The sequence below is a fragment of the Bradyrhizobium sp. 186 genome (assembly GCF_023101685.1).
Classification (GTDB): Bacteria; Pseudomonadota; Alphaproteobacteria; order Rhizobiales; family Xanthobacteraceae; genus Bradyrhizobium.
The window spans coordinates 1,701,405-1,723,756 of sequence record NZ_CP082164.1; the positions used below are offsets into that span (position 1 = coordinate 1,701,405).

Genomic DNA, 22,352 nt, shown 5'->3' on the forward strand with positions numbered 1-22,352 from the left:
ATCATTCTGGGTCGATATGTCCGCTGTAAAGGCTGGGCATATCGTGCTTACGCCTTATTGCGGGTTGCGTCATGACGCTTGTTGCCGAGCATCTCAACAAACACTACGGGCGCACTCACGCTGCGCGCGATGTGTCTTTGACGCTGCATACGGGAGCGGTTCATGCGGTTGTCGGCGAAAATGGTGCCGGCAAGTCGACAACGCTGCGCATGCTTGCCGGAGCCATATCCCCCGATAGTGGGACGATGAGGCTCGACGGGGCGCCCTACGCTCCCCAGTCTCTCGCCGAGGCGACGACGCGCGGCGTCGCGCTCGTCCATCAAGAGATCACGATCAACCGCGCACTGGGCATCGCCGAAAACATCTTCATAGGCAATCTGCGCGGCTACGCGCGCCGCTTCGGCTTCATGAAGCGGAAGCAGATGGCAGATGCCGCCCAGGCAGTTCTCGATAGCATTGGCGTCAAGATATCTGTGTCGACCAACATCGACCGGCTCAATCTCGGTGAACTGAAATGCGTTGAGATCGCCCGCGCCATTTCTTCGTCCCCAAAGACTCTCCTGCTCGACGAATCGACGGCCTATCTCGATCATCGCGAGGTGGACGCCGTGCTCAATGTGCTCCGTAAGCTCAAATCTCAGGGCCTGACGATAGGTTTCGTCTCGCATCACCTCCAGGAAGTTCTAGCCGCCGCCGACGATCTCACTATTCTCAAGGACGGACAATTCGTCGGCTCGTTCAAGGCGGCGGAAATGACGCCCAACGAAATTCATCGCCTGATGGTCGGGCGGGACTTTTCGCAAGGCACCTATCCCCCCCGTCCAGCTCGGCAATTGGACGACGTACCATACGCTCCAGTCACTCTTCGCGTTCGTGACATGGCGGTCGGCCGCGAACTTAAGAGCGTTAGCGCCGAGGTCCGGCGCGGGGAAATACTCGGGCTTGCCGGCTTGAAGGGCGCCGGAGCTGAAGCATTGCTCGCAGGCATCGCCGGTGACGAGCCCTTGAGCGGCGGCGCCATGCAGTTGGAGGGACAAGACTACCGGCCCAGGAATCAGAGAGCGGGATGGCAGCAGCGCATCGCGCATATGCCGGGAGATCGCGGCAATGAGGGCCTGATTACCGAATTCAGCGTCCTTGACAATTTGGTCATGGCGCGCCCGCCGGCTCGCGGGCCGCTCTTCGACAAGGTACGCGCGCGTTCATTGTCTGAAGCGTTGATCCGGCGGATCGGAATCCGCGCGGAAAGTCCTGACGCCCAGTGCCGCTCGCTGTCAGGCGGAAATATGCAGAAGGTGTTGTTAGGCAAATGCTTGGCGATCGGTCCGCAACTGCTCCTATTGAACAACCCTACGCGCGGTGTCGATGTGGGCGCCCGCGTCGATATTTATCGGCTCATCCGCCAGAAGGCAGCGGACGGCCTCTCGATCATTTTGTCGTCGGAAGACATGCCGGAACTGATCGGCATGGCGGACCGTCTCATCGTTCTGCGGCAGGGTGTGATCGCTTACGAATTCCGCTCGATGGCTAATGTCGAAGAGCACGAAGTGGTGAGGTATATGACGTGAAGCACGATGTCGAACCAATCAAGATCGGCGAAGCGATTGGCGCAAGCACTTCAGACGATGCACCCGCCCGCGCCGCCAGAAGCATCGTGCTGGTCGACCTGCTGCGGCGCTCGTTTCCGTTCCTGTTTCTCGTCGTGCTGATCGCAGTGTTCTCGGCGTTTTCTTCCCGATTTCTTTCGTTCGACAATCTGATGACGGTGCTCGAACAGGGCACCGTTCTGCTTGTCGCCTCGCTTGGCATGACCTTCATCATCATGGCTGGGTCGATCGATATTTCGGTCGGGTCGATCGTCGGGATTGCGGCGCTGGTCGCAGCGGTGACCGCAGGCAAGCTTGGTGTCTGGGCCATCGTTCCAGCCGTCATGATCGGTGCCGCGTGTGGGACGGTCAACGGCTTGCTGCTGGCGCTAGGGAAGGTTCCATCGTTTATCGCGACGATGGGTACGATGGTCGTCTATCGCGGATTCGTACTGCTTTTTACCCGTGGCGCGCCAGTCTCGATCGAAGATGACGGGTTCATGGCAAGCTATTCCGGCTATTCCATGGGCATTTCGCATGCGGTGATCGTCGGTCTCGCCCTGGCGCTCGTGGCCTGGGTTATCATCAACTATACAGTTTTCGGCCGTGAAGTTCGCGCTATCGGTGGCGGCGAGCGCGTCTCGATCCTCACGGGGATCGCGGTCACGCGCGTCAAGATTTACATGTATGTCCTGCTCGGTGCGCTGTGCGGTATTGCCGGCCTGCTCCAGGGCGCGCGTACAATGGCTGCTTCCGCCCAGCTTGGAGCGGGGCTCGAACTTGACGTTATCGCCGCCGTCGTCGTCGGCGGTACGCCGCTGACCGGTGGCCTCGGCAGCATTGTGAACACCATGCTCGGGGTACTGATCATCACCCTGTTGTCGAACGGCATGAACATGACGGGCGTCGACCCCTATTTGCAGAGCATCATCAAGGGCATCGTGCTGATCTGTGCGGTCTTCATCACGATCGATCGCAAGAAGATCGGAATAATCAAGTGACACCCGTCAATCCCGCGCGCATGGCGCTGTGAGAGGAGGCGCCGATGGCCCAACCGCATCAAGTTCTAAGACTTCATCCCGACGACAATATCGCGATCGCGCGGGCAAGAATCGCCGCAGGCACGCCTCTCGACGATACCAACACCATGGCAGCCGAGGAGATACCTGCGGCTCACAAGGTCGCTTTGACTGCGATCGCGAGAGGCGAGCACGTACGCCGCTATGGCCAGATTATTGGCTTTGCGACTGCTGACATTGCGCCGGGTCAGCACGTTCACGTCCAAAATCTCGCGATGGCCAGCTTCGAACGAGACTATGCCTATGGGCAGGGGGCCGTCGCGGTAGCGCCATCTTCCGAAGCATTGACTTTTATGGGCATTAGGCGCGCGGACGGCCGAGTTGCTACTCGGAACTACATCGCCGTCATCAGTACGGTGAACTGCTCGGCAACGGTAGCCAAGAAAGTTGTCCAGCATTTCAACAGCTCGTCGATCTTGCGCGACTATCCCAACATCGATGGCATCGTGCCCCTTACGCACGGCTTCGGCTGCTGCATCGACCACCATGGTGAAGGCCTGCAGCAATTACGCCGCACGCTGGCCGGTTTCATGACCCACCCGAACTTCGCCGGCGTTGTGCTGGTTGGACTTGGATGCGAGGCAAACCAGCTCAAGCCGCTCTTCGCATCGGAGGGAGTCGAGCCGGGCGTTAGCCTCGTTCCTCTGGTGATGCAAGAACTCGGTGGTACTCAGAAAACGATCGATGCAGCGATTGCCGCAGTCTGCGCAATGCTGCCTGGTGCCAATGCGGTTAAGCGCGAGCCCCTTCCACTATCGCACCTGAAGGTCGCCCTGCAGTGCGGCGGATCCGACGGCTATTCCGGCATCACCGCGAACCCAGCACTCGGCGTTGCCGTGGACAAGCTGGTCGCACATGGTGGGACCGCAATCCTGACTGAAACACCAGAGATCTATGGTGCGGAGCATCTTTTGACGCGGCGGGCTATCAGTCGGTCGGTGGGCGAGAAGATCGTCGAGCGGATCCATTGGTGGGAGGCCTATGCTGAGCGGGAACGCGGCAGCATCGACAACAACCCAACGCCCGGCAATAAGGCTGGCGGTCTGACGACGATCCTCGAAAAATCGCTTGGAGCCGTCGCGAAGAGCGGTACGACACCGCTGATGGAAGTATATCGCTATGCTGAGCCCGCGACTACGGCTGGCTTGGTCTTCATGGACGCGCCCGGATATGATCCGATGGGCACGACTGGGCAAATTGCCAGCGGCGCCAACATTATCGCCTTCACCACGGGACGAGGATCCTGTTTCGGCGGAAAGCCTGCGCCGTCCATTAAGATCGCGACGAACACGCCGATGTATGACCGAATGCGCGACGATATGGACATCAACTGCGGTTCGATCATGGATGGGAACGCCACAGTTGAAGAGAAAGGTCAGGAGATATTCGAGACGATCGTCCGTGTAGCATCAGGCGAGCAGAGCAGGAGCGAATCGATTGGCGTCGGCGACGAGGAATTCGTTCCGTGGATGATCGGTGCACAGATGTAACGCGATCTCATGCGGGTAACGCTTTGACATCGAGCGGTAGTTGGGGACGACGAGGGTTAGCGGCAGCACGATGGCCGGAAGTACCCGGCGAGGGGCCGGCCGGAAACGGCGCTATGGGCGTTGATTTGTTTGGCCGGTTGCGTTCTGGCGTCACCGTAGAACGTCATGACGCCGGCCATCCGAAATCCGATTCGAGCAAAGCGAGGCGACCGTCAGTCGGAGACGATCGCACGCTGAGTACCAAGGAAATACCGAATGTTTGACCTCAAGGGAAAAGTTGTCGCGATTACGGGCGCGTCCAGCGGAATTGGCGAGGCCGCCGCAAGGCTGTTAGCCACAGCAGGAGCCAAAGTCGTCCTCGGTGCGCGGCGGACAGACCGGCTCGAAGCTATTGTCGCCCATATTCGACGCGAGGGCGGAGACGCAGACTTCCTTACAATCGATGTCAGCAAGCGTAAGGACCTTGAACGGCTCGTGAAGAAGGCCGGGGATCGCTTCGGACGTCTTGACGTTTTGATCGGAAATGCCGGCTTGATGCCATTATCTCCTCTCGATCAATTGAAGGTCGATGAATGGGAACGGATGATCGATGTCAACATCAAGGGTGTGCTCTATGGGATCGCCGCAGCGTTGCCGATATTTCGCAAACAGGGGTCTGGTCATTTCATCAATATCTCGTCCGTGGCCGGCCACCGGGTCAGTCCGAATGGGGCAGTTTACGCCGGGACTAAATTTGCCGTGCGCGCCATTTCCGAAGGCTTACGGCAGGAAGTGGGTAATAAAGTCAGGGTTACAGTGATTTCACCCGGCGCGGTCGAGTCTGAATTGTCATCGACGATATCCGACCCGGACGTCAAACAGCAAATTGACGATTATCGAAAGATGGCCATTCCCGCAGAAGCGATTGCTTCAGCAATGGCTTATGCCATCGGACAGCCGACCAACGTGGACGTCAACGAAATCCTCATTCGGCCGACGGCGCAACCCACCTAGCGTCTTAGGCGGCCCGAGGGTTTGGATGACCTCGTTGTGAAATTAGAGCTGGCCCCGGTTGTCTGAACAGAATCTCCGCGTCGATAGGTGGAGCTTCTGCCGGGGTTAGGCCGCCGCGCGGAGCGGAGGAAGATCGAAGTAGGCTTGATCCGGGGTGCGGTCGTCAAGGCTCGAATGTGGTCGTTGTCCGTTGTAAAAGTCGAGATACCGGCCAATCGAATGTCGCGCCTCACTGACGGTTTCGTAGGCTCGCAGATAGACCTCCTCGTATTTGACGCTTTTCCACAGTCTCTCAACGAACACGTTGTCGCGCCAGGCTCCTTTGCCATCCATGCTGATGGCGATGCCGTTGTCGGCGAGAACGCCGGTGAAGGCCGCACCAGTGAACTGCGAGCCTTGGTCGGTGTTGAAGATGTCCGGCCTGCCGTGACGCGCGAGAGCATCCTCCAGCGTCTCGACGCAGAAGGCCGCCTCCATCGTGATCGACAGCCGCCACGACAGGACACGACGTGTCGCCCAGTCCAGCACCACGGTGAGATAGACGAAGCCCTGCGCCATTGGAATGTAGGTGATGTCCATCGCCCAGACCTGGTTCGGCCGCGTGATCTCGATGCCGCGCAGCAGATACGGATAGATCTTGTGGCCGGGTTCGGGCTTCGTGGTGCGCGGACGGCGATAGAGCGCTTCTATCCCCATCCGCCGCATGAGCGTCTTCACATGCCGGCGGCCGATCTTGCACCCTTGCAAAGCCAACAGGCCTCGCAACATACGCGAACCGGCGAAGGGATACTCCAGGTGCAGCCGATCGAGCTGCCGCATGATCTCGAGGTCGGCAGAAGAAACCGGCCGCGGCAGATAGTAGACGCTGCCGCGGCTGACCTTCAAAATCTCTGCTTGCTTGGTGATCGACAGATCGTGCTTACGGTCGATCATCGCTTTGCGCTCAGCAATCCCGCCTTGGTGAGCGCGCCTTCTAAAAAATCGTTCTCCAGCGTCAGCTCCCCGATCTTGGCGTGCAGCGACTTCACGTCGATCGCAGGCGCGGACGGCGCCGTGTTCCCCGATCCGAAAACTCCGGAAGCACCGCCCTCCAACTGGGCCTTCCAGGCCGTAATCTGATTGGGGTGGACATCAAAGTGTTCGGCCAGTTGGGCTATCGTCCGGTCGCCCTTGACGGCGGCAAGCGCCACCTTCGCCTTGAAAGCCGGTGTGTGGTTCCGGCGCGGTCGTTTGCTCATGGTCTCTCCTGCTCGCGGCGATTATCGCCGTTGTCAGGCAGAAATTCCACTTATCGACCTGTTCAAATTTGCGGAGCCGGCTCTATTCGAGGCCAAGCCGCTCCAGCAAACGACGCGCCCGTTCATTGCTCTCGATCTGATAATCTGGTATGCCAGATTTATGGACCAAACTGTAGATCTGAGCGCTCAAGCGGAGAAGACGATCCGCGAAGGTATCATCCGTGGGACATTCGGATTCGGCGAGAAGCTATCCGATCGCGTGCTCGCGTCGTCTCTAGGGATTAGCCGAACTCCGGTGCGAGAAGCTCTTGCCAGTCTCGCGCGGGAAGGACTGGTGGTGATCCGCCCCCAGAGTGGGACGTTCGTTATGGTCTTGGACGAGGAGTCCGTGCACGCCTTGTGTGAGATGCGCACGATTCTTGAGCTAGGCGCCCTTCGCATTCTTACGGATCATCCCGAGCGGCTCGCCAGTGCAGTTTCGAAACAGATTGCTGGTGGCGCGTTAGCAGTTGAGGCGAAGGACGTCGAAGAGGCCGAGCGAATGGACTCGGCGTTCCACCAGGCGTTTGTGCACGCAGCGGAAAACCCTCTCCTGGCCCAAGCATATCAAATCATCACGCATAAGCTCGATGCCATTCGCCATCGGTTACCTCCCGACCTTGAGCGGATGCGCAGAGCGGTGGAGCAGCATCGGCGGATAGTCGATTTGACGGTAACGGGCCGCATCGCTGAGGCGAATGAAGAGCTCACCTCGCACTTGAAGATCGTCCAGCAACTTGCCATGCGCATCGTCCGTCCGCTGAAGTGATGGCAAACCGAGGCCCTCGCAATCGAGGCGTTGGCTAAATCTGGAATACCAGTTGACGCCGAATATCGTATTTGCCATAAACTGGAATTCCAGTTTGGTGAGGTATTCGCGTGACCAGATTCGAAACGAAGGTCCTGATCATCGGTGCGGGGCCTGCCGGCTATACGGCCGCGATTTACGCGGCTCGGGCAAATCTCAAGCCCGTGCTGGTCACAGGGATACAGCCAGGCGGCCAGCTCACCACGACAACGGGTGTTGAGAATTTTCCCGGGTTTGCCGAGGCAGTCCAAGGGCCGGAGCTCATGGATCAAATGCGGCAGCAGGCCGAGCATGTGGGCACGGGCATCATCTACGACACCATCACTTCGGTCGACCTTTCGCGGGATCCAATCGTCGCCCAAGGCGACTCCGGCGATGTTTATCTGGCGGACACTCTGATCATCGCGACGGGCGCCCAGGCAAAATGGCTCGGTCGTCCCGGCGAAGCCGACTATTCGGGCTACGGCATCTCGGCTTGCGCTGTTTGCGATGGATTCTTCTATCGCGACAAAGAGGTCGTCGTCATAGGAGGCGGCAACATGGCCGTCGAAGAGGCTCTCTATCTGACCAACCACGCTTCCAAGGTAACGCTGGTTCATCGGCGCGACAGCCTCCGCGCCGAGCCGATCATGCAGGGTCGTCTCTTCGCCCACTCGAAGATCAATGTGATGTGGAATACCGAGATCGTCGCTTTCCTCGGAAAAGATCAGCCATCGCCCCGCCTGACCGGACTCCAGCTGCGCGACAGAACAACGGGAACTGAATCTGTGATCGCGGTCGACGGCGCGTTCGTGGCCATCGGTCATGACCCCGCGACGGCGCTCTTTCGAGGCCAGTTGGACATGACTGATGACGGCTACATCAAGGTTGCTCCGTGGTCGACGGCGACGTCGCGCAAGAACGTCTGGTCGGCGGGTGATGTGAGCGACGACCGTTACAAGCAGGCTGTCGTCACAGCTGGCATGGGCTGCATGGCGGCGCTCGAAGCAGAAAAATATCTAGCCGATCGCGCGTCACCCGCCGCGAACCGACCGCCCGTTGGAATCTCCCGGCCGGCGGCCTAGCCAGGAGACGCTTTCCTTCATCGTTAATCCGGCATTCCGTGCAAGCCCCCCAAGAGAAAGCTCAGATGACGACATTGCTCCGAAGTCTCTCGAAGAATCTCACCGTGCAGGTCTTGCTGGCACTCTTGTTGGGCGCAGCACTGGGTGTGCTTTGGCCCGCTGTCGGAGTCTCGATGCAGATGTTGAGCGACATCTTCATCAAGCTAATCAAGATGGTCATTCCGCCAATCGCGTTTCTCACGATCGTTATCGGCGTTGCGGAAGTGCGTGACTTGCGTCGGTTGGGGCGCGTGGGCGGGCAAGCGCTGATCTACTTTGAGGTAGTCTCGACGATTGCTCTGGTCGTCGGCATGATCGTTATGAACGTCCTGAAGCCGGGCGCCGGCTTCGACAAGGCCGCCGTCGGCAGCCAGGCCGTCGACATATCCAAATATAAAGCGGCTCCCGTTGGGTCTTATTTTTTCGACTTCCTGTCTGGCATCGTTCCTGACAACGCGGTGGCGGCTTTTGCGAAGGGCGATCTGCTCCAAATCGTCTTCTTCGGAGTATTGTTCGGCTGTGCGGCCGTTCTAGTCGGTGATCGAGCGAGGCCCTTTGTTTTGGTGGCCCAGTCCGCGAACGATATTCTGTTCAAGATCGTCGGGATGATCATGCGGCTCGCGCCAATCGGCGCATTCGGCGCCATGGCGTTTACCGTAGGCCGCTACGGCCTCGGATCAATCCTTGTTCTGGGCCATATGCTGGTTGCCGTCTACGCGACCTGCATCATCTTCATGTTCGTCGTGCTCGGCGCGGTTGCCCGATTGAATGGCTTCAGCTTCGTTCGCTTTCTGCGCTACATGGCCGACGAGGCCCTCATCGTCCTCGGGACCTGCTCCTCAGAAAGCGTGCTGCCGCGGCTGATGGACAAGCTTTCACAGTTGGGATGTTCACGATCGAGCGTCGGACTCGTCCTTCCGATCGGTTACTCGTTCAATGCCGATGGCACTGCGATCTACCTTTCGATGGCTGCTCTTTTTATTGCGCAGGCTTATGGGATCGAAATGACCGTATTGCAACAGATCGGACTTCTGTTGTTGCTTCTCATCACCTCCAAGGGCTCCGGCTCGGTCGCGGGATCGGGGTTTGTGGTTCTCGCAGCGACACTCTCTGCCACGCATGTGTTGCCCGTGGAGGGACTCGCGTTGCTGATTGGTATCGATCGCTTCATGTCGGAAGCCAGATCCGTGACGAACATCATCGGAAATGGCGTCGCGACCGTCGTCGTTTCAAAAATGAGCGCAGAATTCGATCCGGCGCAGGCCGATTCTGCTTATGCGCAGCGGTTTGGTGCGGGGGTGAAGTTTAACCTCAAACCCTTTGTGACTTCTGCCGACCAAGAGGTGGTCCCGGCAGCGTCGATGATATCGCCGCAGCCGGACTAAAAAATAGCGTCGACTTTGCAATTGACCAAGGGCGGTGATCTTGCGGCAATCGCGAGCGGACACACCCCCGATCTAAGAGTAGGGAGACCATGACCGTGGATATCAGCGAGCGACAGCAGGATGGTGTTTTGATCTTCGCCAAACGCGAATGCGAGACCTGCCAAATGGTCGAACCGGTATTTGGGCAGATTGCCGACAACCTACCGACCGTCATCTATACGCAGGACGATCCGACCTTTCCGTCGTGCGTCGCAGCAATTGACGATACGTCGCTCGAATCGTCTTTCTCGTTCGATATCGAAGCCGTTCCGACGCTCGTCCGCATAAGAGATGGTAAGGAGATCGCGCGAACCTACGGTTGGAATCGTCACGATTGGGAGACGATTACGGGTCTCAAAGCTCTTGGAGAGGGCTTGCCCGACATGCGGCCCGGGTGCGGCTCGAAATCACGGGAGCCGGGCGTTCACGACGCCTTGCGCGCGAAGTACGGTAAGCTTGACTACAAGTCGCGGCAGATCCGGCTCGGCGAGTGGGATGACGATATCGAAGCTTGCTTCGATCGAGGTTTCAGCGACGGGCTGCCGGTAGTTCCACCGACCGACGTTCGCATTTTGCGCATGCTTGAAGGGACGACACGCAAGCCCGACGAGATCATCGGCGACGTTCCCCCCAATCTCTCACCCATCACCGTCGAGAAGGTCGCGATCAACGCGGTAATGGCCGGCTGCCGGCCCGAATATATGCCGGTCGTTCTGACCGCACTCGAGGCAGCGTTGGATCCGCTCTTCACGATGCACGGTCTGTTGTGCACGACGTGCTTCTCCGGCCCCATTGTCGTTGTAAATGGACCGATTGCTCGCGAGATCGGCATGAACTCTGGCATCAATTGTCTTGGCCAGGGTAACCGCGCCAACGCAACCATCGGCCGGGCGCTTCAATTGATCATTCGCAACGTCGGGGGCGGCCGTCCGGGAGAGCTCGACCGTGCCGTGCTGGGAGGTCCTGGCAAATATACATTCTGCTTCACGGAGGATGAGTCCGATCCAACATGGATGCCGCTCTCGGTCGCGCGTGGGATCGGACGTGACAAGAATGCGGTTACGCTTTTCCAAGGTGACGGAATTCAAGGGTTCCTAGACCAGCGATCACGAACTCCCGAAGAACTCACGAAATCGCTGGCCATGTCCTTGCTCGCGGTCGGACATCCCAAGCTGTGCGAATTCACAAACGCCATGCTGGTTCTGGTGCCCGAGCACTATGCGATCTTCCGCGAAGCCGGATGGGACCGCGGACGTATCACCGAGGAGCTCCACAGGGCAATGGTACGTCCCGGAAAGGATGTGATCCAAGGCGCACATGGTGTCGGCGAAGGCATCGACCGAAAGCGGGTCGACGAAATGGTCAACAAGTTCTGGCCTGAAGGCCTCCTGATCGTTCAGGCTGGTGGACAGGCGGGCTTGTTCTCAGCGATCTGCGCCGGTTGGACCGGTGGCCGTTTCCGGAATGAATCAAAGCCAGTCACCAGGGAGATTACCATATGAGATACGGAGTGAGTTTCCGCGACCCCACGGCCGAATCGGCCTCGGCGTTGCGGGATCGTGTAGCGCCGCTCGAGACCATCAACGGTAAGACAATTGCGCTCATGGATATCGGGAAGATGCGTGGCGACGAGTTCATCGACCGTCTCGAGCAGCTTTGCGCCGAACGCGGCATCAAGACCCTCCGATACAAGAAGCCCACGAATACCCGGGTCGCTCCTCGTGAAATGATCAAGGACATTGCCGAAAACTGTGATGCGGTCATCATTGCGCTGTCGGATTGCGGATCGTGCACGTCATGCTCAACGCATGATTTGAATGATCTCGATAAGAAAGGCCTTGCCGGGGTTAGTGTCCTGACGACTGAATTTCGGCAGGCGTTCGAGTCCCAGAAAGCATCGATCGGTCTGGATGGTGCCGCGGTGTACGTGGCGCATCCTCTTCAGAATAGAACCACGGCAGAACTCCATCGGTGGGCCGAAGCCGCGGTAGATGAGATTCTGCAGATGATCGCGCGAGATCAGTCCAAGACGAAAATGCGCGAAACGGCCTAAGGGGGCGCGTGCATTGAAAGACTGCATTTTCCGAACTCGGCTCCTGGCTGAGTTCGGCGGGCGACCACCTGCTCTTTGAACGAAAAATGGCGGCCTCGGTGGTTTCTAGTGTGACAGCCCATTGTTCCAGTTTCTGGAACAGAACCTGCCGGATGACGGCCATTCGGCGCGTGCCCAACCCGCACTAGGTTTGTGGGATCAGACGTGGACCGTCTGGCGGGTGATACTGACGTCGCACGCTGATGAGGTGAGGCAAGCATGGGAACTGAGCAGAAAGTAGTTGTCATCACCGGTGCATCGCAAGGCTTCGGCGCCGGACTCGTGAAGGCGTACAGCGATCGCAATTACCGCGTGATTGCCAACTCACGCTCCATCAAGCCCAGCACGGATCCGGACATCTTGACGATCGCGGGCGACGTCGCGGACCCCAAGACGGCTGATCGCATCGTCGAGGAAGGCTTGGCACGTTTCGGACGTATCGACACCCTCATCAACAATGCGGGGATATTCATCGCCAAGCCGCTGATCAATTATACCGAGGAAGATTATGCTTCGGTCGTTGCGATCAATCTTGGAGGCTTCTTCCGGATCACCAAACGCGTCGCGGCCGAAATGTTGAAGCAAGGCTCCGGCCATATCGTGCAGATTACGACCAGCCTCGTAGATCACGCCAACAGCAATGTTCCCTCGGTCCTAGCCTCGCTAACCAAGGGTGGGCTGAACGCAGCCACGAAGTCGCTCGCGATCGAGTATGCAAAAAAGGGAGTCCGGGTTAACGCCGTTGCTCCTGGTGTCATGAAGACGCCAATGCATGCTCCCGAAAAGCATGAATTTCTTGCAAAGCAACATCCTGTCGGGCGGATGGGAGAAATTCAGGACGTCGTCGACGCGATCCTCTTTCTCGAAAACGCTCCCTTCGTCACCGGCGAGATTTTACACGTCGACGGCGGCCAGAGCGCCGGTCGCTGACCTCTATGGAGCGGCGGCCGGTGCCAGTTCTCCGGTTCGCTCTTCTGGACCGCGGTTTGGGTTCCCGGGGTATTGGCGGACTCAGACCTTTCAACCGGACCGGTACTTCACCGGGCAAGCGTCCCGATTTGATAATCGCGGTTCGCCGCTATGAGCTGGGATGCCATCAGCTCGGCGTTGGCGACCCCGGGCCGGTAAAGGCGGAAACGAGCCGACGCGAACTCTAACGGAGCGAAATTCCCAGTGTTTGTTCGCGGCGAGAGCACGCCGGCAGCGTCTTGGGAGGAGGTACTATGCAGCGAACACCTATTCAGGCTTCGAAGAAGGGGCCTCTCGAGGGCATTACGGTTCTTGATTTCTCGCGGGTCTTGGCCGGACCGTATTGCACGATGGTCCTGGCCGATCTCGGTGCGCGCGTTATCAAGATCGAGAAGTTCGGCACCGGCGACGATACGCGCGCGTTCGGCCCATTCGTCGACGGCGAGTCGGCCTACTTCATGTGCTTCAATCGGGGCAAGGAGAGCATTGTTCTCGATATCAAGTCGCCGCGCGACAGAGAGTTGCTTGAGCGGCTGCTGGACAAGGCCGATGTGGTCGTCGAGAACTTTCGTCCCGGCGTCATGGACCGGCTTGGTTATGGCGCCGAACGGCTCGCCAAAACTCACCCGCACATCGTCTATGCGTCGATTTCGGGATTTGGCCATACGGGGCCCTTCAGTGATCTGCCCGGTTACGACATGGTCGTGCAAGCCATGGGCGGAGTGATGAGCTTGACGGGATGGCCGGACGGCCCGCCGTCGCGTGTCGGGACCAGCTTTGGTGACCTCGGCGCCGCTCTTTTCGCGACAGTCGGCATCCTTTCCGCTCTTTACAAGCGCGTACAAAACGCACAGGGAACGCGTGTGGATATCGGCATGCTTGACTGCCAGGCGGCTCTGATGGAGACGGCTCTCGCACGCTATGACGTGGAAGGTAAGATACCTGGCCGTACCGGCGACAGTCACCCTTCATTGGCTCCGTTCGAAAGCTTCGCCGCGAAGGACGGGCGCGTCATCATAGCCGCCGGCAACGACACGCTTTTCATGCTCATGGCAGACGCGCTTGGATCGCCTGCATTGGCACTGGATCCTCGTTTCATGAGCAATGATCTGCGGTGCAGCAATCGCCCCGCTATGATTGCGACCATCGAGGCGATCACCACGCGCGAGCCTGTTGAGCACTGGGTCGCAAAACTCAATGAGGCCGGCGTTCCTTGTTCACCGATCAACACGATTGACAAGCTGTTTGATCACCCGCAACTCAAGGCGCGGAACATGATCGTGAAGGTGAGAGGTGAGGGCGTCCGTCACATCCGTACTGCCGGCAACCCGATCCGTCTAAGCGGATACGCCGAAAACGATGTCGAAACGCCCGCCCGTTCGCCGGGCCTTAATCAGCACCGCGAAGCAATTCTGAACGAGCTCATGGCGACACACGGCGCTTATGCGACCGCAGTGGCCGGAGACGTCAACCCTGACGATGTCGATGCAGTCGGCTCGCTGCCGCGAGCGGCCGAATGACACGGGCATCTCCCAAACTTAGGAAACAGGCCATGAGCAATACTGTCGCGCCCATCCGTAAGGACGACCCATCCTCCTCGGAACAGCCTGCCGTAACGCCCGAGAAGAGCTCGCCGCAGACGATTATCGTGGAGCGCCGCGATCGTGTAGGTCTCATTACCTTGAACCGGCCAAAGAGTTTGAATGCCTTGAATGGTCAATTGGCGATTGAGACGTTGGCGGCATTGAAGGCCTTCGACGCCGACGATCGGGTCGGAGCGGTCGTGATCACTGGCAGTGCGCGCGCCTTTGCGGCCGGGGCAGATATCGCAGAAATGGCCGAGAAGCCCTTCACCGATTTCTACATGAATGATTTTCTCGGACCCTGGGATGACGTCAAATCCATTTCCAAGCCGATCATAGCGGCGGTCGGCGGGTTTGCGCTTGGTGGCGGCTGTGAGCTGGCGCTGCTCTGCGATTTCATTATTGCATCGGAAGACGCTCAATTCGGCCAACCGGAGATCAAGCTCGGTATCTTGCCCGGTATTGGAGGGTCACAGCGGCTAACCCGTGCGGTCGGCAAATCGCTTGCCATGGATCTCGTTCTGACCGGCCGTACCATTGGAGCCGCCGAGGCGAAGGCTGTCGGTCTCGTTGCGCGAGTCGTCCCAAGCAGCGATCTTCTACAGGTTGCGCTGGAAGCCGCGCATACCATCGCCGGCTACAACGCGCCGGCCGTCAAGATGGCCAAGGAAGCCGTTAATCGTGCGTTCGAAGGACCGCTTTCGGAAGGGCTGCGGCATGAACGTCTTCTGTTTCAGGCAGCGTTTGCGACCGAAGGGCAGAAGGAAGGCATGAACGCCTTCGTCAACAAGCGGGCGCCGGTCTTTCGCCACCGCTGACCGCTCGCTGTTCCGGGTGGTGCGGTCTGTGATCCGGACGCGCAAGCCCTGCGTGGGGCGCACCACGACCCCCAACAATGGAGAAGACGGTGGTTTCCAGCACTGAACTGGATGGCGACTACGACTACATTGTCGTGGGAGCTGGGTCTGCCGGGTGCGTTGTCGCCAACCGATTGTCGACCGATAAAAGGAAACGGGTTCTTGTCCTGGAAGCCGGCGGCAAGGACAACTGGATCTGGTTTCACATTCCGGTTGGCTATCTGTTCGCGATCGGCAATCCGCGTTCGGATTGGATGTTCGAGACCGAAACCGAAGCGGGGCTGAACGGCCGTTCCCTTAAATATCCGCGCGGCAAGGTGATTGGCGGCTCGTCCGCGATCAATGCCATGATTGCCATGCGCGGACAGGCGTCGGACTATGATCACTGGCGCCAACTCGGTCTCACCGGCTGGGGGTGGGACGATGTCCGTCCGGTGTTCAAGCGCCTCGATGACCATTTCCTGGGTGAATCTGAGCATCATGGCGTCGGCGGCGAGTGGCGCGTGGAACGGCCAGGTGTGAAGTGGGATATCCTCGATAGCGTGGCGAAAGCGGCAGTCGAGATGGGCATCCCAGCGACGACCGATTTCAACACCGGAGATAATACCGGTGTCGGCTACTTCCACGTCAATCAGAAGCGAGGCTTTCGCTGGTCATCGGCGCGCGGCTTCCTCAAGCCAGTACTTCATCGTACCAATCTGCGCCTCGAAACAGGCGTTTTGGTCGAGAAGGTGCTGTTCGACGGCAAGCGTGCTGTGGGTGTCCGATTCCAGCAGCATGGGCGGACGACCGATGTTCGTGCGAAAGCCGAGGTGATCCTATGTGCCGGCTCGGTCGGTTCGCCCCAGATCCTTCAACTATCCGGCGTCGGACCGGCTGAATGGCTCGGCGAACTTGGCATTGCCACCGTCGCCGACAGGTCTGGTGTTGGCCGTAATCTGCAAGACCACCTACAGCAAAGAGCGATCTACCGGGTACACGGCGCCAAGACACTCAACGAGACCTATCACTCGCCGATTGGACGAGCACTGATGGGACTCGAATATGCACTGTTTCGGCGCGGTCCTCTTACGATGGCGCCGTCCCAGCTTGGGATCTTTACAACCTCATCGTCCCACTTCGATCGTCCAAACATCGAGTTTCACGTTCAGCCTCTCTCGCTCAATAAGTTTGGCGAGCCGTTGCACCGCTTTCCTGCGATCACGGTCGCGGCCTGCAATCTCCGGCCGACGTCCCGCGGTACCATCCGGCTGCGCTCGGTGGATCCTTCGGCGAAGCCCATTATCGCGCCGAACTATCTTTCGACCGACGACGATCGCCGCGTGGCGGCCGACGCCATTCGCGTTACACGCCGTCTGATGAAGCAAGCGGCGCTCCGCCGTTTCCGCCCTGAGGAGTTTATCCCAGGCTTGTCGGTTGATGACAGCGAGAGCGCTCTTGCCAAGGCCGCCGGCGATATCGGAACGACCATCTTTCATCCGGTTGGCACAGCGAAGATGGGCTTGGAGCACGATCCGCTCGCGGTTGTGGATCGGCACCTGCGCGTGATTGGTCTGGATGGGTTGCGCGTTATCGATGCGTCGGTGATGCCGACGATAACTTCGGGCAACACGAATACGCCGACAATCATGATTGCCGACAAAGGCGCAAACTTTGTTCTGTGGGATGCCTAGATCGGCGCTGACGGTCCCTTAGAACCCGGCGGAAGGCGGATCCAGGTGCTCTTCGGAAAAGGTCATATTTCGCGGAGAGGAGCTTCAAATGAACCCTGCCAAGAGCCGTAGCCCACGAGATCGACACCCTGTCGATCTCGTGGAGGCCTCTTGGGCAGGTCATAAATCAGCTGTGAAGGTGGAAGACCTTGTTCATGATTTGCCACTTCCCATCTGTCTTCAGCAGCGTGAACATGTCGGTGAAGCGCGATCCCTTCCAGTTGTCGATCTCCAGGCGCACGTTCGCGATCGTGCCGACGATGTCGATTTCCGAAATGCGAGATTGGATTCCGGTGGCGGCACCGTTCTTGTCGTTCCAGTCGAACAATCCCTGAATAGGGCCTGCAAACAAGTCGGATCCGACGTACCCGAAGATCGTAGCATCCTTGTGAAAGGCGGGTTTCATATCGCTTCCCTTGCCCGACTTGGCGCCGTCCAGATAGTGTTGAACGACCTTCGTGATGGCTTCATAGTCGCTCAAATTCGTAGCTGTGCCACTCATCCTTTGCTCCCTTGTGATATCTAGCAGCAGCGCCATGGCCGTAGTGGAAAACACCCGCCGGCGCCCCTAACTGCCGGCGCCGTCGCAGTAGGAGCTCGCCCGCAATTTCCAACCACAAACTAGTGGGACACGAGTGCTCCTCACAGCGCCGGTGCGGGCAAAGCCGATGGTACCGGTTCACGGCGAATGTTGAGCAGGTTGGCGCTCTCTCAGCGCAGCGGACGACAACGCGCGCTCAGTCCGCGCAAGCGCGTCTGGCGGAGGAGCTAGAGATCATGGCCCTTCCCAGAGAGCGTTAAAGCACCTTGGCGAGCCTCGAAATTCCCTCTTCGATGGCCGGCTCCGAAAGTGCCGCAAACCCCAGCAGAAGATATCTGTCGCAATTCTCAAGGTAATCCGCGTCGCCGATATTCTGGTCGCGCAACGTGTAAACGCCGATCTGCTGCTTCAGCATGAGCGTCTGCAATTCGACGGCACTCGGCAAATCCGGCGGCAACTCCCATACCAAGTGCGTGCCGCAATGTACCGGATTTATCTGGACGGATCCGATATGCTTTTGAAGCGCCAAGATCAAGCAGTCGCGCCGCGCCATATATGTTTTGCGGATTTTTCTCAGATGCTTTTCAAAGGCACCGGTTTCGATAAAATCGTTCAGCACCGCCTGCTCAAGCCAAGGAACGCCGGTGCACGGAAAGCCGTGATCAAGCAATGAAGCGGCGTGAACGGCTGGATTAACCAGATGTGGCGGTAGGACCATGTAGCCCACTCTCAGCCCTGGGCCGATAGAAGCTGCAAACGAGCCAACATAGACGACGCGCCCGTGGGTATCGAGACTCTTCAGAGGTGGCGGCGGTGAGCCCTGATATCTGATCTCGGTGTCGAAATCGACTTCGACAATGTGAGAGTCCGTTTGATCGGCCCAGCTCAGCAGAATGTCGCGTCGGGAAGCCGACAGCATGACGCCCATCGGATACTGACGCGCTGAAGTGACAAAGGCGACGCCGTTCCGGGACTGCGGCAAGTGTCTTACAACGATCCCGCTTTGATCGACAGGAACAGGCGCAATATGTGCGCCATAGGCCCGAAAAAGGTCTGCTGTTGTCCGGCAGCCTGGTGCCTCCATTGCTACTGTCGTACCCGCGCGGACGAACAGGTGGGCGGCGACATTCAACGCTTGCTGAACGCCGGTAACGATGACGATCTGATCCGGGTTGCATGAAATGCCGCGCGAAGCGCCAAGATACGCGGCAAGCGTTTCACGCAAATCCCGAAGTCCCTTGGGCGTACCGGAATACGTCAAGTTGAATTTTGACGATTGCATGCGCCAATTCGTTAGGCGACGCCATACGCTGCGCGGAAAGCAGGCCGGATCAGTGCTCTCGAGTGCAAAGTCGCAAACGATTTCACTGGGGGGCACGGATCGCTTTTTGTCGTCAGCAACCGGAACGAACAAGTAAACCGGCTTATGGTAGGTGGCATCGTGGTTCGAGCCGCTTGCAACCGACAGAGAGTTGTCGGGAAAAGTCGTCGACACGTATGTTCCAGCGCCCTCCCGCGACTCCAGATAGCCTTCGGATGTCAACGTTTCATAGGCGAGTATGATTGTATTGCGAGAGACCCCGAGCTGCTCACTGAGGGCACGGGTACCGGGAAGGCGTGCGCCAGGTTTCAAGCGGCCAGACACGATCAAGCCGTGGATTTGCTTGAAAACTTGATTCTGCAGCGACGCGGCGGATAGGTCAATTTCAAGTGCTAATTGCATCGGCTGCTCCAATCGTTCGACAGTCGGTACTTGGCGAAGATGCCGGTCCGCGACTGCGTCTGTCACCTGCTCGTTGGATCAAAGCTCGTGGGCAACTTGGGGGCCGCGGCACTTCCGGGAGGCGACCCTCTGGTCCCACGGGAAGCCTACGGCCGGCCGGTGCTTGCCGCAAGCATTTCGGGAATTCTCGTGAACTTCTCTCGCGGCTTGCCCAGGGGCGTACCGCGGGCCTTCTCTGCCTGATCGATCATTTCCCAATCTTGAAAAGATATCGACCGCGTCGCCCGCTGCGCCAAGAGGCAAGCAAACGCCTCACGGCCTGGCTTCTGCCGAGACTCAAAGGTTGGCAAATCTGCAAGAAGCGTCGCGACGGTCGCCATGCTGTCCGCTCGGTTGGTGCCGATGATCCCGGTTGGTCCACGTTTGATCCACCCTACGACGTAGACAGGCAATTCGTTGGGTGATGTCATTTCCAAACGGCCATCTTTGTTAGGAATCGTTCCGCGCGCGTTGTCGAAAGGAATTCCTTCCAGGGCGCGGCCGCTATAACCGACACTCCGGATCATGAGCCCGGCTTTTATGGACAGCGTCTGTCCCGTCCCGACGGCCTCCTGACGGCCGGCAGCGCCAACGAGCCTGGTTCGCTCGAGAATGAGTTCTTCGAGCTTATGCTCTCCACGTGCTTCTTTTGGGCTCAAAAAGAAGTGGATCCGGCAACATTTGGGCTTCTCCCGCCGCCGGGAAGCGAAGCTCTTGAATGCTTCGAAATTCCGCGCACGAGCCGGCTCGCGCACATCGGCCAATTCGGACTTGCAGACGTCGTTCAAGAGCAGGTCATTAGGATCTACAAACGGATCGCATTCAGACAGTTGGCCGAGTTCGCGCAGCTCTTTGCTGGTGAACCGTGACTGAACCGGACCTCTGCGACCAATGAGATGGATCTCACGAATGCGACTTTCGGCCAGAGCATCCAGTGCGTGCGCCGCAATATCCGTCTTTCGCAGCTCATCAGGCGATTTGGCCAAAATGCGGCAGACGTCAATTGCGACGTTGCCTTGACCGATGATGATGGCGGAGTCGCCCGACAAATCGAATTTGAGGTCGCGATAATCGGGATGTCCGTTGTACCACCCGACAAAGGAAGTCGCGGCGTGACTTCCCTGAATATCCTCGCCGGGAATGCCAAGCTTCCGATCGGTCGCTGCTCCCGTGGCAAAGATCACCGCGTGGTAGCAGTCCGTCAGCTCCCGCATGGTGAAGTCTTTGCCAAACTCGACGTTGCCGATAAATGAGAAACGGGGATCCCGAGCGATCTCGGCGTAGGTGTTGGCCACGTCTTTCAAGCGCGGATGATCGGGTGCGACGCCATAACGAACTAAGCCATAGGGCACCGGGAGCCGTTCGATAACATCAACTACTGTCGTGCGTTCGGATTGCAGCAAAGCTTCAGCTGCGTAGAAACCGCTAGGCCCGCTGCCAATGATTGCCACACGTAAGGGGTTGTTTGTCGTTCCGATTGCGTTCACGGCGCCTGGCTCATTCTGTCTAGCTGGGGCCGTAGCCTAGGGCGGCGCGCCGCGCCTCGGCACCTGTTAATGGCGTCTGCTTGCTCCGGATCACCGGCGTGCTGCTCGATTTGTCGGCGTTGACTTGAATCCACATCTGCTGGTCTTGCGAGAGATCCCCGCTTTCACTGATCGCGTGCACGGGGCAGGCCGGAACGCATGCGGCGCAATCGACGCATGCGATGGGATCGATATACATGCGCTGATCGTCCCCGTGAAAGCACGCTACCGGGCAGACAAGAACGCAATCCGTGAATCTACAGTCGCTGCAGTTTCCAGTAACCACGTGGGGCATGGTCGTTCCTCACTCGAACGTTGTTTTCTCGCATCAGCCGCCCGTCGCGGCCATGATTCGTGAGATCTTCTCAGGCTTTTCATTGAACTCGTGACGCTCCGGCTTTAGGCTCATGGCCGAGCAAAGTGCTCCCACTATCTCGTCGTCGGTGGCGCCGCGACGCAAGAGTGGGCCGAAAGCCAGCTGCTCACGCTGACCGAGACAGAGATACATTGTCCCGTCGGCTGCCAGCCGCACGCGATTGCAGGTGGCGCAGAAATGTTCAGACAGCGGGGTGATAAAGCCGATGCTCATTCGTGCATCTGGCGTTTTCATGTACCGAGCCGGTCCACCGCCGGGCACGTCGGCTGCAATGAGACCGCGCTCTTGCTGCAGGCGTCGCCGGACAGGTTGGAGGTCGAGGTATTGGGCGTTCCGGCCTGTTGTGCCCATCGGCATCGCTTCGATCAGACGAAGAACAAATTCCTGCTCGATGCAGAAATCGACCATCTCGTCGATTTCATCGTCGTTCACACCGCGCATCACGACCATATTGATCTTGATTGGCGCGAAGCCCGCTTGTTTTGCGGCCTTGAGGCCGGCCAATATCGTGGCAAGGACATCGCGGCCGCAGATTGCCGCGATGCGCTCGGCACGAAGAGAATCCAAGCTGACATTGATGCGCTGCACCCCAGCCTCTCGTAGAGGGGCGGCGAGCACCTGCAAGCGGGTCGCGTTGGTGCTCAAAGATAGGTCTTCGATGCCCGGTATTGCCGCAAGTCTTGCCGCAAGGTTTGGCAAGTCCCGCCGAACGAGTGGCTCTCCACCCGTGAGGCGGATACGCTTCAGTCCACGAGGAGCCATAATCGATATCAGGCGCTCGATCTCATCGAACCGTAACCAGGAGGCTGGTTCCTGAAATCCGCGGAATCCGCTTGGAATGCAGTAGGTACAGCGCAGATCGCATCGGTCGGTAACCGAAAGCCGCAAATATTCAATTCGGCGCCCGAATGTGTCTACCAGGAGTGGGGCTTGCGATCTCATATGATGCTGCCGCGATTTTATTTCGACACGCAATGCGCACGACCAAGGATTCACCAATGATCGGTCCCTGGATCCGGGTTGGTGAAGTACCGGTGCAAATGAAAGGTCTGAGTCCGGACGGACGGCAAAGGCAAGCCGGCACCAAGAGATTCGGGGCAACCGGTACTCAATTCGATTGAGTCGTTGGATTTAACTGCGAAAGGCCGCTCTTGGTGACCGTAAGTCCCAGGCG

Annotated in this window: 19 protein-coding genes; 13 read left to right on the forward strand and 6 right to left on the reverse strand. The window is 58.6% G+C overall.

The window, feature by feature from the left end; translation table 11 throughout:
• Positions 1-71: 71 nt before the first annotated feature.
• The 4 genes from IVB18_RS07935 (at position 72) to IVB18_RS07950 (ending at position 5,148) form a co-directional block, all read left to right on the forward strand.
• Positions 72-1,568 (forward strand): sugar ABC transporter ATP-binding protein, encoded by a 1,497-nt coding sequence (locus tag IVB18_RS07935; RefSeq protein WP_247988635.1) that lies wholly within the window; start codon positions 72-74, stop codon positions 1,566-1,568.
• Positions 1,565-2,587 carry an ABC transporter permease gene (locus IVB18_RS07940; protein WP_247988636.1) on the forward strand — a complete coding sequence of 341 codons (1,023 nt, stop codon included), beginning with the start codon at positions 1,565-1,567 and terminating at the stop codon, positions 2,585-2,587. Before IVB18_RS07935 ends, IVB18_RS07940 begins: the two co-directional genes overlap by 4 nt.
• A gap of 44 nt (positions 2,588-2,631) precedes the next feature.
• Positions 2,632-4,155: an altronate dehydratase family protein gene (locus IVB18_RS07945; RefSeq protein WP_247988637.1), complete on the forward strand. Its 1,524-nt coding sequence runs from the start codon at positions 2,632-2,634 to the stop codon at positions 4,153-4,155.
• A gap of 255 nt (positions 4,156-4,410) precedes the next feature.
• Entirely contained in the window at positions 4,411-5,148 is a 738-nt protein-coding gene (locus IVB18_RS07950; protein ID WP_247988638.1) for an SDR family oxidoreductase, read from the forward strand.
• Between the two features lie 105 nt (positions 5,149-5,253).
• Here IVB18_RS07950 and IVB18_RS07955 read toward each other — a convergent pair.
• A protein-coding gene (locus tag IVB18_RS07955) for an IS3 family transposase (protein WP_247986008.1) occupies positions 5,254-6,386 on the reverse strand; the annotation gives its coding sequence in 2 pieces (ribosomal slippage) (positions 5,254-6,131 and positions 6,131-6,386; 1,134 coding nt in all).
• Here IVB18_RS07955 and IVB18_RS07960 point away from each other — a divergent pair.
• From IVB18_RS07960 to IVB18_RS08000, 9 genes are all read left to right on the forward strand, one after another.
• Positions 6,385-7,194, forward strand: a complete 810-nt coding sequence (locus IVB18_RS07960; protein ID WP_247988639.1) for a GntR family transcriptional regulator — start codon at positions 6,385-6,387, stop codon at positions 7,192-7,194. The genes IVB18_RS07955 and IVB18_RS07960 overlap by 2 nt on opposite strands.
• A gap of 110 nt (positions 7,195-7,304) precedes the next feature.
• Complete coding sequence (gene trxB / locus IVB18_RS07965) at positions 7,305-8,297, forward strand: thioredoxin-disulfide reductase (protein ID WP_247988640.1); 993 nt, start codon at positions 7,305-7,307, stop codon at positions 8,295-8,297.
• Between the two features lie 65 nt (positions 8,298-8,362).
• Positions 8,363-9,721 carry a C4-dicarboxylate transporter DctA gene (gene dctA / locus IVB18_RS07970; RefSeq protein WP_247988641.1) on the forward strand — a complete coding sequence of 453 codons (1,359 nt, stop codon included), beginning with the start codon at positions 8,363-8,365 and terminating at the stop codon, positions 9,719-9,721.
• 89 nt (positions 9,722-9,810) lie between these two features.
• Positions 9,811-11,262, forward strand: a complete 1,452-nt coding sequence (locus IVB18_RS07975; protein WP_247988642.1) for a thioredoxin family protein — start codon at positions 9,811-9,813, stop codon at positions 11,260-11,262.
• Between the two features lie 8 nt (positions 11,263-11,270).
• A complete protein-coding gene (locus IVB18_RS07980; RefSeq protein ID WP_247988643.1) occupies positions 11,271-11,813 on the forward strand; it encodes a hypothetical protein in 543 nt (180 codons plus the stop codon).
• A 258-nt stretch (positions 11,814-12,071) separates the two neighbouring features.
• A complete protein-coding gene (locus IVB18_RS07985) occupies positions 12,072-12,782 on the forward strand; it encodes an SDR family oxidoreductase (RefSeq protein ID WP_247988644.1) in 711 nt (236 codons plus the stop codon).
• A 293-nt stretch (positions 12,783-13,075) separates the two neighbouring features.
• Complete coding sequence (locus IVB18_RS07990; protein WP_247988645.1) at positions 13,076-14,341, forward strand: CoA transferase; 1,266 nt, start codon at positions 13,076-13,078, stop codon at positions 14,339-14,341.
• Positions 14,338-15,222 carry an enoyl-CoA hydratase gene (locus IVB18_RS07995; RefSeq protein ID WP_247988646.1) on the forward strand — a complete coding sequence of 295 codons (885 nt, stop codon included), beginning with the start codon at positions 14,338-14,340 and terminating at the stop codon, positions 15,220-15,222. The genes IVB18_RS07990 and IVB18_RS07995 overlap by 4 nt, the downstream gene beginning before the upstream one ends.
• Before the next feature lie 77 nt (positions 15,223-15,299).
• Positions 15,300-16,934 carry a GMC family oxidoreductase N-terminal domain-containing protein gene (locus IVB18_RS08000; RefSeq protein ID WP_247988647.1) on the forward strand — a complete coding sequence of 545 codons (1,635 nt, stop codon included), beginning with the start codon at positions 15,300-15,302 and terminating at the stop codon, positions 16,932-16,934.
• A gap of 166 nt (positions 16,935-17,100) precedes the next feature.
• Here IVB18_RS08000 and IVB18_RS08005 read toward each other — a convergent pair whose 3' ends face one another.
• The 5 genes from IVB18_RS08005 to moaA all read right to left on the reverse strand — a co-directional run bounded on the left by IVB18_RS08005 (position 17,101) and on the right by moaA (position 22,120).
• Positions 17,101-17,529, reverse strand: a complete 429-nt coding sequence (locus IVB18_RS08005; RefSeq protein ID WP_247988648.1) for a nuclear transport factor 2 family protein — start codon at positions 17,527-17,529, stop codon at positions 17,101-17,103.
• A 241-nt stretch (positions 17,530-17,770) separates the two neighbouring features.
• On the reverse strand, positions 17,771-19,237 hold the full coding sequence (locus IVB18_RS08010) for a PLP-dependent aminotransferase family protein (RefSeq protein WP_247988649.1): 1,467 nt from the start codon (positions 19,235-19,237) through the stop codon (positions 17,771-17,773).
• Between the two features lie 146 nt (positions 19,238-19,383).
• Positions 19,384-20,763, reverse strand: a complete 1,380-nt coding sequence (locus tag IVB18_RS08015) for an FAD-dependent oxidoreductase (RefSeq protein WP_247988650.1) — start codon at positions 20,761-20,763, stop codon at positions 19,384-19,386.
• Between the two features lie 19 nt (positions 20,764-20,782).
• Entirely contained in the window at positions 20,783-21,001 is a 219-nt protein-coding gene (locus IVB18_RS08020; protein WP_247988651.1) for a 4Fe-4S binding protein, read from the reverse strand.
• A 129-nt stretch (positions 21,002-21,130) separates the two neighbouring features.
• Positions 21,131-22,120, reverse strand: coding sequence for a GTP 3',8-cyclase MoaA (gene moaA / locus IVB18_RS08025; protein WP_247988652.1), 990 nt, complete (start codon positions 22,118-22,120; stop codon positions 21,131-21,133).
• Positions 22,121-22,352: the final 232 nt, after the last annotated feature.

Bases quoted from the DNA above. Each gene is read 5' to 3' on its own strand.
- dctA (WP_247988641.1), top strand. From the start codon at position 8,363: ATGACGACATTGCTCCGAAGTCTCTCGAAGAATCTCACCGTGCAGGTC.
- IVB18_RS08010 (WP_247988649.1), bottom strand. From the start codon at position 19,237: ATGCAATTAGCACTTGAAATTGACCTATCCGCCGCGTCGCTGCAGAAT.
- IVB18_RS08000 (WP_247988647.1), top strand. From the start codon at position 15,300: ATGGAGAAGACGGTGGTTTCCAGCACTGAACTGGATGGCGACTACGAC.
- IVB18_RS07945 (WP_247988637.1), top strand. From the start codon at position 2,632: ATGGCCCAACCGCATCAAGTTCTAAGACTTCATCCCGACGACAATATC.
- moaA (WP_247988652.1), bottom strand. From the start codon at position 22,120: ATGAGATCGCAAGCCCCACTCCTGGTAGACACATTCGGGCGCCGAATT.
- IVB18_RS07975 (WP_247988642.1), top strand. From the start codon at position 9,811: ATGACCGTGGATATCAGCGAGCGACAGCAGGATGGTGTTTTGATCTTC.
- IVB18_RS07985 (WP_247988644.1), top strand. From the start codon at position 12,072: ATGGGAACTGAGCAGAAAGTAGTTGTCATCACCGGTGCATCGCAAGGC.
- IVB18_RS07935 (WP_247988635.1), top strand. From the start codon at position 72: ATGACGCTTGTTGCCGAGCATCTCAACAAACACTACGGGCGCACTCAC.
- IVB18_RS07960 (WP_247988639.1), top strand. From the start codon at position 6,385: ATGGTCTCTCCTGCTCGCGGCGATTATCGCCGTTGTCAGGCAGAAATT.
- IVB18_RS07995 (WP_247988646.1), top strand. From the start codon at position 14,338: ATGACACGGGCATCTCCCAAACTTAGGAAACAGGCCATGAGCAATACT.
- IVB18_RS08020 (WP_247988651.1), bottom strand. From the start codon at position 21,001: ATGTATATCGATCCCATCGCATGCGTCGATTGCGCCGCATGCGTTCCG.
- IVB18_RS07990 (WP_247988645.1), top strand. From the start codon at position 13,076: ATGCAGCGAACACCTATTCAGGCTTCGAAGAAGGGGCCTCTCGAGGGC.
- IVB18_RS07950 (WP_247988638.1), top strand. From the start codon at position 4,411: ATGTTTGACCTCAAGGGAAAAGTTGTCGCGATTACGGGCGCGTCCAGC.